General features: G+C 71.7%; 13 protein-coding genes. 2 read left to right on the top strand and 11 right to left on the bottom strand.

Going from position 1 to position 13,395, the window contains the following annotated elements; genetic code table 11:
* Window positions 1–15 precede the first annotated feature (15 nt).
* From FVE25_RS15780 to uvrA, 4 genes are all read right to left on the bottom strand, one after another.
* Window positions 16–468, bottom strand: a complete 453-nt coding sequence (locus tag FVE25_RS15780) for a Rieske (2Fe-2S) protein (RefSeq protein ID WP_157247633.1) — start codon at window positions 466–468, stop codon at window positions 16–18.
* A 44-nt stretch (window positions 469–512) separates the two neighbouring features.
* Window positions 513–983 (bottom strand): Rieske (2Fe-2S) protein, encoded by a 471-nt coding sequence (locus FVE25_RS15785; RefSeq protein WP_157247634.1) that lies wholly within the window; start codon window positions 981–983, stop codon window positions 513–515.
* A gap of 104 nt (window positions 984–1,087) precedes the next feature.
* Window positions 1,088–1,492, bottom strand: a complete 405-nt coding sequence (locus tag FVE25_RS15790) for a Rieske (2Fe-2S) protein (protein ID WP_157247635.1) — start codon at window positions 1,490–1,492, stop codon at window positions 1,088–1,090.
* A gap of 606 nt (window positions 1,493–2,098) precedes the next feature.
* Entirely contained in the window at window positions 2,099–4,939 is a 2,841-nt protein-coding gene (gene uvrA, locus FVE25_RS15795) for an excinuclease ABC subunit UvrA (protein ID WP_157247636.1), read from the bottom strand.
* Between the two features lie 205 nt (window positions 4,940–5,144).
* Between uvrA and FVE25_RS15800 the strand changes: the two genes are divergently transcribed.
* Window positions 5,145–5,909: a maleylpyruvate isomerase family mycothiol-dependent enzyme gene (locus FVE25_RS15800; protein WP_157247637.1), complete on the top strand. Its 765-nt coding sequence runs from the start codon at window positions 5,145–5,147 to the stop codon at window positions 5,907–5,909.
* A 19-nt stretch (window positions 5,910–5,928) separates the two neighbouring features.
* Window positions 5,929–6,585 (top strand): MBL fold metallo-hydrolase, encoded by a 657-nt coding sequence (locus FVE25_RS15805; protein ID WP_157247638.1) that lies wholly within the window; start codon window positions 5,929–5,931, stop codon window positions 6,583–6,585.
* A 36-nt stretch (window positions 6,586–6,621) separates the two neighbouring features.
* Here the strand turns inward: FVE25_RS15805 and FVE25_RS15810 are convergent, their stop codons facing one another.
* The 7 genes from FVE25_RS15810 to FVE25_RS15840 form a co-directional block, all read right to left on the bottom strand.
* The gene (locus tag FVE25_RS15810) at window positions 6,622–6,882 is read right to left on the bottom strand and encodes a hypothetical protein (protein WP_157247639.1); all 261 of its coding nucleotides are present in this window, start codon (window positions 6,880–6,882) and stop codon (window positions 6,622–6,624) included.
* 39 nt (window positions 6,883–6,921) lie between these two features.
* A complete protein-coding gene (gene pssA / locus FVE25_RS15815) occupies window positions 6,922–7,746 on the bottom strand; it encodes a CDP-diacylglycerol--serine O-phosphatidyltransferase (RefSeq protein ID WP_157247640.1) in 825 nt (274 codons plus the stop codon).
* Window positions 7,733–8,374, bottom strand: a complete 642-nt coding sequence (locus tag FVE25_RS15820; protein WP_181019600.1) for a phosphatidylserine decarboxylase — start codon at window positions 8,372–8,374, stop codon at window positions 7,733–7,735. Before FVE25_RS15820 ends, pssA begins: the two co-directional genes overlap by 14 nt.
* Before the next feature lie 104 nt (window positions 8,375–8,478).
* Window positions 8,479–9,465, bottom strand: a complete 987-nt coding sequence (locus tag FVE25_RS15825; RefSeq protein ID WP_157247642.1) for a TerC family protein — start codon at window positions 9,463–9,465, stop codon at window positions 8,479–8,481.
* 183 nt (window positions 9,466–9,648) lie between these two features.
* Window positions 9,649–10,752 (bottom strand): glycosyltransferase family 4 protein, encoded by a 1,104-nt coding sequence (locus tag FVE25_RS15830; protein WP_343046141.1) that lies wholly within the window; start codon window positions 10,750–10,752, stop codon window positions 9,649–9,651.
* Between the two features lie 43 nt (window positions 10,753–10,795).
* A complete protein-coding gene (gene murJ, locus FVE25_RS15835) occupies window positions 10,796–12,499 on the bottom strand; it encodes a murein biosynthesis integral membrane protein MurJ (RefSeq protein WP_157247643.1) in 1,704 nt (567 codons plus the stop codon).
* Window positions 12,496–13,395, bottom strand: a complete 900-nt coding sequence (locus FVE25_RS15840; RefSeq protein ID WP_157247644.1) for a hypothetical protein — start codon at window positions 13,393–13,395, stop codon at window positions 12,496–12,498. The genes murJ and FVE25_RS15840 overlap by 4 nt, the downstream gene beginning before the upstream one ends.

The following is a 13,395-nucleotide window of genomic DNA, read 5'->3' on the forward strand; positions in this document are numbered from 1 at the left end:
AGGTCGTCTCCGGGTTCAGGCGAGCTTGATCTGGTCACCGTCGACGGTGATCTGCTTCTCCGGCAGCGGCTGCTTGGCGGGCCCCTCGACAGGGGAGCCGTCGGCGATGCTGAACCTGCTGTTGTGACACGGGCAGTTGATCGTCCCGTCCGCCACCGATCCGACTGTGCAGCCCTGATGGGTGCACGTGGCGCTGAACGCCTTGAACTCCCCCGCCTTCGGCTGGGTCACCACGATCTTCTGCTCTTTGAAGATCTTCCCGCCGCCGACCGGCACGTCGCCGGCCGCGCCCAGGCCGGCGGCCGGCGCGTCCTGGGCGGCCGGCGCACTCGACGCGGGCGTGCTGGAGCCGGTCGCGGCCGAGCTCACCTGCTCCCCACCGGCGCCGCAGGCCGTCAGCGCGAGCGTCAGCCCGCCCGCGCCGACGCCGGCGATCAACGTTCTCCGGCTCTTAAGGTCATCTCGCATGCGGACACCCAACCGCATCCGCCTGAGAAATTCATGAACGGCCGTCAGGCCAGCTTGATCTGGTCACCGTCCACGGTGATCTGCTTCTCCGGAAGCGGCTTCTGCGCGGGCCCGGCAACACGGGAGCCGTCGTCGATGCTGAACTTGCTGCCGTGACACGGGCAGTTGATCGTCCCATCGGCGACCTCCGCCACCGTGCAGCCCTGATGGGTGCACGTGGCGCTGAACGCCTTGAACTCCCCCGCCTTCGGCTGGGTCACCACGACCTTCTTCGCCTCGAAGACCTTGCCGCCGCCCTCGGGGATGTCATCGGTGGCCGCCAGGGCCTTGCCCCCCGAATCCGCCTTCTTGCTCGCCTTCGGCTCCGAGCCGCTGTAGCTGGGCTGCGCCTCCGAACTGGGCGCGGCCGCGTCATTCCCGGCAGGCTGCCCATAGCTCGCGCACGCGGTCAGCACCGCCGCCAGCCCCGCTCCTCCGGCGCCCAGCACCACGGCCCTGCGTGTCGTCTCCGCCATATCCGGTCCTCCCAGGTCGTTGTGTCACTTCAGGTACGGCCGGCGCACCGGCACCGGTTCAGCCTGTGGCGTGGAGATCCTGGGGACCACGCACAATTACGCGTTCAGACGATGACGATTCCGTCACCCTCGAGCTTAACCTGCAGGGCTGCCAGCGGAGCGGTGGCCGGGCCCTTGAGGCACGTGCCGTCGCTGGCGTCGAACTCGCTGCCGTGGCACGGGCAGGTCATCACGCCCTCCTTCGGCGAGCCGACCGCGCACCCCTTGTGCGTGCACGCGGCGCTGAACGCCTTGTAGACCCCGGCCGTCGGCTGCGTCACCACGATCTTCCACTTGGAGATCACCTTGCCGCCGCCCACCGGCACGTCGGCGGCCTTCACGATCTCCTTGCCCTTGATCCCCGGCGCCGGCCCCGACGACTCGGCGCCACCGCAACCGGCCAGCACCGCCGCCCCGCACACCGCCGCTCCCGCGACGCCCAGCACCTTCCTGCGGCCGATTTCCGGCATGGTGGCATCACGCCCAGCGCTTGTCATTTCCCGACCCTTCCGCGTCGCCGCTGACCCCCAGCAGGCCAGGTCATTACCCGTGCCACTCAATCTATTGGCCACCGGCACCGGTCCGGTCGGCGGGTGGCAGGCGAACGGTCAGCGCCCGGGCCAACCCCGAACCCCACGGGCCCGCGCCGGTGTCTCAACCCGAGTTCCCCGGGGCGGCCGACCGCGCTGGACGGTCCGCAGCTTCGCCCGCACCAGGTCCATCACCAACCTCGTCTGGGCCGCGCCGGCGATCATCCCTGTCCCGGCCGGCCCACTGGGCGCGCCCCCGGAGGAGGTCGCCCCGCACGGTCGCGGGCCGGCCACCTGGATCGGCGGGGTGCCGCCACTGCCGGCCGCGGAGTGGTGGCCGGAATACACCGCCTCCCGCCGCCGCACCCCGGAACCCGCCGCACTCTGGCCCACACGCCCCCGGAACCCGCCGCGCTCTGACCCACGCGCCCCCGGAACCCGCCGCTTGCCTGCTCACGCCGTTCCCGGGGCCGGGCCGTACGAAAGGACCCTCCGTGCGGCTCGTGCCGGCCGCGCGGAGGGCTCTGCCAGAGGACCCGCGACGCGTCAGACGCCGAGGATCTTGCGGAGGAAGCGGCCCGTGTGGCTCTCCTCCGCCGCGGCCACCTCCTCGGGCGTCCCGGCCGCCACGAGCGTGCCGCCCCGGGAACCGCCCTCGGGACCCATGTCGATCACATGGTCGGCCGTCTTGATGACGTCCAGGTTGTGCTCGATGACGATCACCGTGTTGCCGCCGTCGACCAGCCGCCCGAGCACGCCCAGCAGGCGGCGGATGTCCTCGAAGTGCAGGCCGGTCGTCGGCTCGTCGAGCACGTAGATCGTCCGCCCGGTCTGGCGGCGCTGCAGTTCGGAGGCGAGCTTGACCCGCTGCGCCTCGCCACCCGACAGCGTGGTCGCCGGCTGGCCCAGCCGCACGTAGCCGAGGCCGACGTCGTTGAGCGTCTGCAGGTGGCGCTTGATCGCCGGGATCGCGTCGAAGAAGCCGAGGGCCTCCTCGATCGGCATGTCCAGCACCTCGGAGATCGTCTTGCCCTTGTAGTGGACCTCCAGCGTCTCCCGGTTGTAGCGGGCGCCGTGGCAGACCTCGCAGGGGACGTAGACGTCCGGCAGGAAGTTCATCTCGATCTTGATGGTGCCGTCGCCCGCGCACGCCTCGCAGCGCCCGCCCTTGACGTTGAAGCTGAACCGCCCCGGCTGGTAGCCGCGCACCTTCGCCTCGGTGGTCGCCGCGAACAGCTTGCGGACGTGGTCGAAGACGCCGGTGTAGGTGGCCGGGTTGGAGCGCGGCGTGCGCCCGATCGGCGACTGGTCGACGTGGACCACCTTGTCCACGAGGTCCATGCCGACGATGCGCGAATGGCGGCCGGGCACCGCGCGGGCGCCGTTGAGCTCCTTGGCCAGCGCCGTGTAGAGGATGTCGTTGACCAGCGTCGACTTGCCCGATCCCGAGACGCCGGTGACCGCGGTGAACATGCCCAGCGGGAAGTCGATGTCAACGCCCTTGAGATTGTGCTCACGCGCACCCTTCACGGTGATCTGCCGCTTCTTGTCGCGCTTGCGGCGCTTGGCGGGTACGGCGATGCTCCGGCGGCCGGACAGGTAGGCGCCGGTCATCGACTCCTCGCTGGCCAGCAGGTCCTGGACCGTGCCGGAGACGACCACCTGGCCGCCGTGCTCACCGGCGCCGGGGCCGATGTCCACGACCCAGTCGGCGGCGGCGATGGTGTCCTCGTCGTGCTCGACCACGATCAGGGTGTTGCCCATGTCGCGCAGCCGGATCAGCGTCTCCAGCAGGCGCATGTTGTCGCGCTGGTGCAGCCCGATCGAGGGTTCGTCGAGGACGTAGAGCACGCCCACCAGGCCGGAGCCGATCTGCGTGGCCAGCCGGATGCGCTGGGCCTCGCCGCCGGCCAGGGTGGCGGCGGCGCGGTCCATCGTCAGGTAGTCGAGGCCGACGTCGAGCAGGAAGCCCATCCGGGCGTTGATCTCCTTGACCACCCGCTCGGCGATCTGCATGTCGCGGTCGGACAGCTTCAGCCCGGCCAGGAACTTGGCGCACTCGCCGATCGACATCGCCGCGACCTCGGCGATCGACTTCTCGGCCACGGTCACGGCCAGCGTGACCGGCTTGAGCCGGGCGCCCTTGCAGGCCGGGCACGGGATCTCCCGCATGTAGCCCTCGAAGCGCTCGCGCATGGCGTCGCTCTCGGCCTCGAGGTGGCGGCGCTGCACCCACGAGATCACGCCCTCGTAGGCGGTGTAGTAGGAGCGCTGCCTGCCGTAACGGTTGCTGTAGCGGACGTGGACCTGCTCCTCGTGCCCGAACAGCAGCGACTTCTGCGCCTTCTTCGGCAGCTTCTCCCACGCGGTGTCGAGGGTGAAGCCCATGGCGTGGCCGAGCGCCTCGATCAGCCGGATGAAGTACTCGCTGGTGTGCCCGCCTGACCACGGATGCAGCGCGCCCTCGCGCAGCGTCTTCTCCGGGTCGGGCACCACCAGGTCGGGATCGACCTCCATCTTGGTGCCCAGGCCGGTGCACTCGGGACAGGCGCCGAAGGGCGAGTTGAAGGAGAACGAGCGCGGCTCCAGCTCCTCGAACGACAGGTCGTCGTAGGGGCAGTAGAGGTGCTCGGAGTAGAAGCGCTCGCGGCCCGGATCGTCCTCCGGCAGGTCGACGAACTCCAGCGTGATCGTGCCGCCCGACAGCTGCAGCGCCGTCTCCACCGAGTCGGTCAGCCGCCGCCGTGCCGAGTCCTTGACCGACAGCCGGTCGACGATGACCTCGATGTCGTGCTTCTCGTACTTCTTCAGCGTCGGCGGCTCTTCCAGCCGGACGACGGTGCCGTCCACCCGGGCGCGGGCGAAGCCCTTGGTCTGCAGCTCGCGGAAGAGCTCGGCGTATTCGCCCTTGCGGCCCCGGATGACCGGCGCGAGCACCTGGAACCTGGTGCCCTCGTCAAGGTCCATCACCCGGTCGACGATCTGCTGTGGCATCTGCCTGGCGATCGGCCGCGCGCACACCGGGCAGTGGGGCTTGCCGATGCGCGCCCACAGCAGCCGCAGGTAGTCGTAGACCTCCGTGATCGTGCCGACCGTGGAGCGCGGGTTCTTGCTGGTCGCCTTCTGATCGATTGACACCGCCGGCGACAGGCCCTCGATGAAGTCGACGTCGGGCTTGTCCATCTGCCCGAGGAACTGACGGGCATAGGCCGACAGGGACTCGACATAGCGCCGCTGCCCCTCAGCGAAGATCGTGTCGAAGGCCAGGCTGGACTTTCCCGAGCCGGACAGGCCGGTGAAAACGATCAGCGAGTCTCGTGGCAGGTCCAGCGAGACGTCTTTGAGGTTGTGCTCTCGTGCTCCGCGCACGATCAGGCGGTCAGCCACGGCGATCCCGTAAGTCGATAAACGGATAGGTCCACGGGGATAGTAGATGGGGGCTCCGACAATTTCGGCGGCCGTACCCCGGGCCGCCGGAAATCCGTCCCGTCCAGACTACGGCCTCCCGCCGCATGGGCAGGGACTCTTTCCCAGCTAACCGCCCGACCTGCGGCTTTATGCCCTCCGGCCGCCGCCTGCTGGAATGGGTGGCATGACGGTCATCACCGCGCTCCACGCAGAGATCACGGCCGCCACCAACCGCCTCCTGGCCACGGCCGCCGGATTGTCGGCCGCCGGCCTGGCCGCCCCCTCACACCTGCCCGGCTGGACCCGCGGCCACGTCCTGGCCCACCTCGCCCGCAACGCCGACGGCCTGCTCAACCTCCTCGCCTGGGCCAGGACGGGGGTGGAGTCGCCGCAGTACCCCTCCCTCGCCGCCCGGGACGCCGGCATCGAGGAAGGCGCCCGCCGTACGCCCCATGAGCACCTCGCCGACCTCGAGGACGGCGCGGTACGGCTGGCCCGCGCCATCCGCGAGCAGCCGGAGCCGTCCTGGCAGGCGATGGTGCGCGCCCTGCGCCCGCCCGAGCACCCGGCGTGGTACGTGCTGGTCCGGCGCGTGCGCGAGCTGGAGGTGCACCACGCCGATCTGGGCGCCGGGTACGGCCCCGCCGACTGGCCTGCCGCGTTCGTCCGCCGCGAGCTGCACGACTGCCGGGCCGCCTGGCCGTACGAGGAGAGCACGGTCGGCGAGGTCACCCTGCTCGGCGAGCCCGAGACCACCTGGACCGGCCTCGGCGAAGGGCCCGGGGTGGCGGGACGGCCGGTGGACGTGCTGGCCTGGCTGACCGGTCGCTCCCGGGGCGAGGGGATTAAGGTGGTGCGGCACGGGCATGCCGTGCCCGCGCCGCCGCCCTGGCTGATCCGGCCGGCTCCGCCCGGCCTGCCCGCGGCGCCACCCGAGGACTATCCGTGATCCGGCCCGAGGAGACCCCATGACCTACACCGGCGACGTCACTGTCGGCGGTCCCGCCGATGTCAGGGAACTGCCCGCGCTGAGCATCGCCAAGCTCGCCGTGGGTCCCTTCGACAACAACGCCTACCTGCTGCGCTGCGCGGCCACCGGGGAAGGGCTGCTCATCGACGCGGCCGCCGAGCCCGACCGCCTGCTGGCGTTGATCGGCAACGACCGGCTCGGCACCGTCGTCACCACCCACCAGCACGGCGACCACTGGCAGGCGCTGGCGCAGGTCGTCAAGGTCACCGGCGCGCAGACGGTCGCGCACCCGCTGGACGCCCCCGAACTGCCCGTCCAGCCCGACCGCCTGGTCCGGCACGGCGACACGATCACCTTCGGCGAGGTCAGCCTGGAGGTCATCCACCTGCGCGGCCACACGCCCGGCTCGATCGCCCTGCTGTTCGACGGCGGCGGCGACCGGCCGCACCTGTTCACCGGCGACTCGTTGTTCCCCGGCGGCGTCGGCAACACGTGGAAGGACCCCGAGCGCTTCACCCAGCTCTTCACCGACGTGTCCGAGCGGCTCTTCGACCGGCTGCCGGACGAGACCTGGTTCTACCCCGGGCACGGCAAGGACTCCACGCTCGGCGCGGAACGGCCGGCGCTGCCGGAGTGGAAGGCGCGCGGCTGGTAGCAGGCTCTCGAGAGCCCCCGGGGTTCCCTGGGGGCTCTAGCAGGGGCGGAAGACGGTCGCGATGCGCTGGGCCGCGCTCACCGGGTCGTCGGCCCGCCCCAGCGTCTCGCCCCAGGACCAGCGGTAGAACCAGCCGCCCTGCAGGGGCACGCAGTCGACGGTCTCCGACAGCAGCGCCGTCTCCGGATCGCTGACGCGCAACGCCGGCAGCTCGGGCCGGAGCCTCACGTCCAGGCCCCAGACCTCCAGCGCATCCGACAGCCGGCCCAGGTAGTACGTCCGCGTGTGCTCGCGCATGCCTTCATGTAAGCCGAAAACCCGCGCGCTGGGGAGTCCTCAATTGTCGACGCGGTGCGCTTCCTTGCGCTGCTCGCGCTTGTAGAAGAGCATCCTTAGGGGGATGGCCGCCACGAGCGCGATCTGCATGCTGGCGCCGATCTTGATCGGCAGGTCGCCGCCCTGCGGGAAGGCCACCCAGAACGTCAGGAAGGCGACGTTCACCATGATCCAGCCGAGGACGACCGCGGCGAGCTGGCCCTTGGGCTTGGGGTACTCGACCCGGCTGACCATCAGCCAGGACACGCCGAGCACGGCCAGCAACGACCAGATGTTGGGCTCGAACAACATGACGATCGAGATGACCGTCATGCACCCCATGGGGATGGGCAGGCCCATGAAGTCGCCGCTCTTGGTCTTGACGCAGGCGAAGCGGGCCAGCCGTACGACACCGGCGATGAGCACGGAGGCGGCGGCGGCCAGCACCCACCACATCGGGACCGATCCATTGAACCCGCCCCAGATGACCACCATGAAGGCGGGCGCGAAGCCGAAGCTGATCACGTCGGCGAGGTTGTCGAGCTCGGCGCCCATCGCCGAGGCGCGGAAGCGCCTGGCCACCATGCCGTCGAACAGGTCACAGGTGGCGCCGATGAGCAGCAGCACCACGGCGGTGGCGAAGAAGCCCGGCTGGATGACGAGCCTTCCGTCCGCCTGCAGGGAGGTGACCGCCGAGGTGGCGAGCACGCACACGGCCAGGAAGCCGCACAGGGCGTTGCCGAGCGAGAGGGAGTCGGCGGCGGACAGGCGGAAGGCCTTGCCGACGGGCCCGTTGGGCTCGTCCTCGTCGGCCTGCCACCTGCTGCCTGCGTCAGCCGTGGTCAATTCGGGTCACCCCCGCAACCGTCTTCTCGCCCACGGCGACCGCGGGCGTGATGCCTTCGGGAAGGTAGAGGTCGACGCGCGAGCCGAACCGGATCAGGCCGACCCGCTCGGCCTGCGTGACCTTGGCCCCCGCGCTCAGGTACGGCACGATCCTGCGCGCCACCGCGCCCGCGATCTGCACCATCTCGATGTCGCCGAGCGTGGTCGCGAAATGCCACACCACGCGTTCGTTCTGGTCGCTGTCCTTGTTGAAAGCCGGCAGGAACCCACCCGCCACATGCTGCACGGAGGTGACGGTTCCCGCAAGAGGTGCGCGGTTGACGTGCACGTTCAGCGGGCTCATGAAGATCGCCACTCGGGTGCGGCCGTCGGGCCAGGGGTCGATGCTCTGCACCACGCCGTCGGCGGGCGACAGGAGGCGGCCTTGACCGGGTGCCCGGTCAGGGTCGCGGAAGAACCAGAGCATCCCGCCGGTGAGCGCGGCCAGCGGCACGGCCGCCAGCGCCCATCGCTTGTCCTTGCGCGTGAGCAGCGAGGTCGCGGCGGCGGCCGCCACGGTCGGGAGGAGCCACGGGGACACCCCGCGTGCGAGGCGCACGCGGGCGGTCTTAGCAGAATCGTCTGACACGGACAACCTTTGAGTGGTGACGGTACCGGCGCTTTGCCGTGATGTTACAGAACTCGCAACTATGACACGACGCAACCAAACCAGCAAAGCGCCTGGAACCGTTTTTAGCTAGCCCCGCTCTGGCTGGTTTCCACACCCTTGCGCGCGTCGCTGCGGGACTTGAGCAGGCTCGCCACGGTGGTGATGACCATGGTGGCCCCGATGACCGACAGGGACACTGAGATGGGCACCTCAGGAGCCCACGAGAACCCGCTGGCGTGCAGGGCCTCCAAGACCAGCTTAACCCCGATGAAGGCGAGGATGAACGCCAGTCCGTAGCTGATGTAGACCAGGCGCTGCAGCAGGCCGCCCAGGAGGAAGTACAGCTGCCGCAGGCCCATCAGAGCGAAGGCGTTGGCGGTGAAGACGATGAAGGCGTCGGTCGTGAGGCCGAAGATGGCGGGGATCGAGTCGAGGGCGAACAGCAGGTCGGTGCTGCCGATGGCGACCATCACGATGAGCATGGGGGTGACCATGCGCTTGCCGTTCACGCGCACCAGGACCTTGGCGCCGACGTAGTCCGGGGTGGTCGGGAAGGCCCGGCGCACCCAGCGCAGCACCGCGTTCTCCTGGTAGTCGTCGTCCTCGCCCTTGACGTGCTGGCGGACGATGTTGATCGCGGTGTAGACGAGGAAGGCGCCGAAGACGTAGAAGAGCCAGCTGAAGTTGGCGAGGGCGGCCGAGCCGAGGGCGATGAAGATGCCCCGCATGACCAGCGCCATGAGGATGCCGACGAGCAGCACCTTGTGCTGGAACTCCTTCGGCACCGCGAACCTGCTCATGATGATGAAGAAGATGAACAGGTTGTCGACGCTGAGGCTGTATTCGGTGATGTATCCGGCGAAGAACTCGCCGGCTTTCGCACCGCCCTCGGTCACCCACAGCAGCACGCCGAAGGCGACGGCGAGTGCGATGTAGAGGGTGACCCAGAACGTGGCCTGACGCATGGTGAACTCGCGGGCTTCACCCCGGTCGACGATCCATAGGTCGATGGCGACTACCAGGAGCAATCCGCCGATCACGGCGATCCAGGCCCACACGGGTACGGTCACGGTTGTCTACCTCCGGCACGCATGACTGACAGCCGGAGGTCTCTCCCGCCGGCCGTAAACAGCCGACCGGCAGCCCCGGGGGCCCCGTGGAGCGGGGCTACACCGTGATGACGAGGCTGCCGCGAAGGGATACTCCCCTCCCCTAACCAAAGCAGTATAGGAGAACGCCTGGGCACGGCCTAATCATCCCGTGGATCTTGTTGCGACGTATACGACCAAAACCGCGTCAACTGCATCCCCCTCACGCGGCAGCTCCGCACCCCTGTCCGCGGCCGCCCCGGCCTGGCGCGCGGCCTGCTCCAGATCGTCCACGAGAGCCCGTACGGCGGAGCGTGCGGCGCCCGCGTCTCCGTACGGCACCAGCGTCCCGGCGCCGCCCAGCAGGTCAGGGATGCCGCCCACGTCGGTGGCGACCACCGGACGGCCCGCCATGAGCGCCTCGCTGAGGCTGAGCGGCATGCCCTCCCAGCGGCTCGGCCAGAACACCACGTCGGCGGCGGCCAGCAGATCGGGCACGTCGTCGCGCCCGCCGAGGAGCCGCACGGGCAGCTTGTCCTGATCGATACGCTCCTGGAGCTCCCGGTGCAGCGGCCCTTCGCCCGCGACCACGAACAGCGGCTCCCGCTCGCCCCAGGCCCCGGCCGCCACGTCGAGCAGGAACTCCAGTCCCTTCTGCTGCGCCAGCCGCGCGAGCGTGAGCACGATCGGCCGGTCGCCGGCGCCCAGTTCCGCGCGCACCTGCTCGGGCGTGCGCCGCGGCGGCCTGAGCGCCGGCGCGGGCACCACGGCCGCGCGCACGTCCTTCGCGCCCAGGCCGGTCATCCGCCGGCCCAGGTCCGGCGACACCACCAGCACCCGGTCGGCGCCCCGGGCCACGATCCGCTCCAGCGCCCCGTGGACGGCCCCCACGAACCCGCCGGTGGTCAGCGCGTTGTGCAGGGTCACCACGAGCGGCGGGCGCCCGCGCCCGGCCCGGGCCAGCACGGCCAGCGCCCCGGCCCGCAGCCCGTGGGCGTGCACCACGTCGGCGCCCCGGACGATGCGCCGGATCGCCGCGACGGCCGCCAGGTCGCGCACCGGATGCGGCCGGTCGGCCACCGCCACCTCCGCGAACCGCGCCCCGGCCGCCCCGAACCCGAACGCCTCCTCGACCGCCCGCGGCCCCGCCACCACGACCTGATGCCCGCGCCGCACCAGCCCTTCGGCCAGCATGAGCACATGCCGCCCCGTCCCACCGGACGTGGTCCCGAGCACGAAGGCCACCCGCACGATCGTTCCCCTCTCCACCCGCACACCGCGCCGCGGCGCATCCTGTCCTGCCCCGCACGCCTCATGGCCCGCGGCGCCCGATCACCCCGACCAGCGCGCGGGCGTCCCGGGGGTCCAGGATCACCGCCACCGCCGCGCCCACCGCCAGGGCGGCCACTCCGCCCAGCGCCGTCGTCCCGAGCAGCGCCCAAAGGCCCTCGCCCCCGGCCGGCAGCCGCACCACGCCCGCCCCGGCCGCGAACCCCGCCAGCCCGCCCGCGACCGCGGCGCCCACCGCCCGGCCCAGCCCGGCCAGCACGCCCCGGCCTCGCGCCCGGGCCACGGACACCAGCAGCCACACCCCGCCCACGCTCATCCCGGCGCTCATCCCCAGCGCCATCCCCGCGATCTTCCAGTCATCCGGCAGCAGCAGCACGAACCCGACCTGCGCCACCATCACCACCAGCCATCCGGCCACCGTCCCGGCCGCCGCCTGCCGCCCGCGGCCCGCGGCGTACAACACCCGGCTGAGCTGCGCGATCAGCCCATAGCCCAGCAGCCCGGGCGCGAACCACGCGATCGTGCTCGCCAGCTCTCCCGCGTCGACCGAGGTCCCGGAGCCGTGCAGGAACACCGCGGCCCCCGGCCCGGACATCGCCGCCAGCCCCCCGGCCGCCAGCCCGGACACCAGCACCACCGCCCGCGTGCCGCGCGCCGCCAGCTCGGCGAACCCGGCCGCGTCGCCGCTCTCCGCCCGCGCCGACAGCCCGGGAAAGGCACTCGTCGCGATCGGTACGGCCAGCACCGCGTAAGGCACGAGGTAGATGGCCCACGCGTAGTTGTAGACCGCGATGGCCCCCGACCCGATCTCGTTGGCCAGCCGTACCACCACGATCATGGCCGCCTGCTGCGCCAGCAGACCGGCGATCCCGGCCATCGCGAGCCCGCGCACCTGTACGGCCACGCCGCCGGGGAACCGGAGCGAGGGCCGCCACCGGAGCCCGAGGCGCAGCGCCGGACCGGCCACGGTGAGGACGAGCGCGAGCACGCCCAGGCTGGTACCGGCGGACAGCACCAGCTCGCCCGGGGTCAGCGGGCTGACCGCCTGCCTGTCGCCGCCGCTGACCGGGACGAACACCAGGTAGGCGACGATGACCACGATGCTGGACACCAGCGGCGCCAGCGCGGGCGCCGCGAAGCGCCGGTGGGCCTGGAGCACGCCGTACAACACGACGGCCACGCCGTACAGGGGGATCTGGGGGGCGAAGACGACGAGCATGTCCGCGGTGGCGGCCACCACGTCCTCGCCTGGGCCGCAGCCCTTGACCGCGGCGCCGTAGAAGAGCCCGGTGATCGGCCCGGCGAGCACGGCGACGGCGACGGCGAGCGGCACCAGCGTCACGAGCACCCAGGTGAGCAGCGCGGAGGCGACCCGGCCGACGTAGGCGTGGGCTTCGGCGCCGGACAGGTCCGCGCCGGGCGCGAGCGAGGAGGCGCCGCGTGCGGCCTCCGGCGAGCCGGGCTCCTCCAGGGGCGGTTCGCCGGCGCGGGCGGCGGCGCCGGCCAGCACGGGGACCACCATCCCGGCCAGCGCGCCACCGGCCACGACCTCGAAGACGATGTTCGGGATCTGGTTGGCGGTGAAGTACGCGCTGGACAGGCACGTCGTCCCGACGGTCTGGGCGAAGGCGTACTGCTTGGCGAATCCGGCGACGCGCGCGAGGATCGTGATCGCGCCGATCAGCACCGCCCCGCCCGCGACGCCCCGCGCCAGCCGTCCCGTCACGGTGCGGGTCGGCGGCCGAGCATGTCGAGGCGGTTGAGCACCGGGTTCCCCGCGATGACCTTGGTGAAGCTGACCTTCTCCGAGGCGGCCGTCAGCACGGCGACGGTCCCGAGCACGGCCAGCCGTCCCCGGCGGCCCAGCGTGGTGACGGCGGCCAGCCCGAGCAGCGCGCCCAGCGCGTTGGCGCCGGCGTCGCCGAGCATGGCGCGCTCGCCCAGGTCGTCGGGCAGCAGCGCGGCCGCGGCGCCCAGCGGGACGGCGGCCAGCGCCGCGCCCGACGGCGAGCCGCGCAGCAGCGCGGCGGCCAGCAGCGGCCCGCCGGTCAGCAGCGCGACCTTGATGGCCCGGCCCGGCCGCAGGTCGAAGAGGTTGGCCAGGTTGGCGGCCCCGGCGATGGTGGCGCCGTTGGCGATGACGTCGAGCGGGCCGCGGGAGACGAGCGCGGCGGCGGCCAGGCCGGTGGCGCCGATGCCGAAGATCTTGACGGCGCCGCTGGTCACCTCACCGCAGGCCAGCGCGGTCAGGTGGCCTTTGAAACCCTTGGAGGAGGTGGTGCCGTAGAGGTCGTCGTAGGCGCCGAGCGCGCCGCTGCCCGCTCCGGCCAGCAGGGCGGCCAGCCGTACCCGGGGCTCCAGGCCGGGCGACAGCGCGGCGGCGGCGCTCGCGCCCGCTACGAACGCGGGCCCTTCGAGCAGCGTGATCGGCTCCCCGCGGTGGTTGGTGCGGGTCCAGGTGGCGGCGGCGCGCAGCCCGCTGGTGGCGACGACCTCTCCGGACGGCGTGGCCGTCTTCTCCGGCGCCTCGGCCACGCGCGCGGTGAAGGCGGAGTAGGCGGCGCGGGCGGCGACGGCGCCGAGCGCGGCTCCGGCGAGTGCGCACAGCAGGGCACGGGCCAT

This window comes from Nonomuraea typhae, from assembly GCF_009760925.1.
Lineage (GTDB): Bacteria > Actinomycetota > Actinomycetes > Streptosporangiales > Streptosporangiaceae > Nonomuraea > Nonomuraea typhae.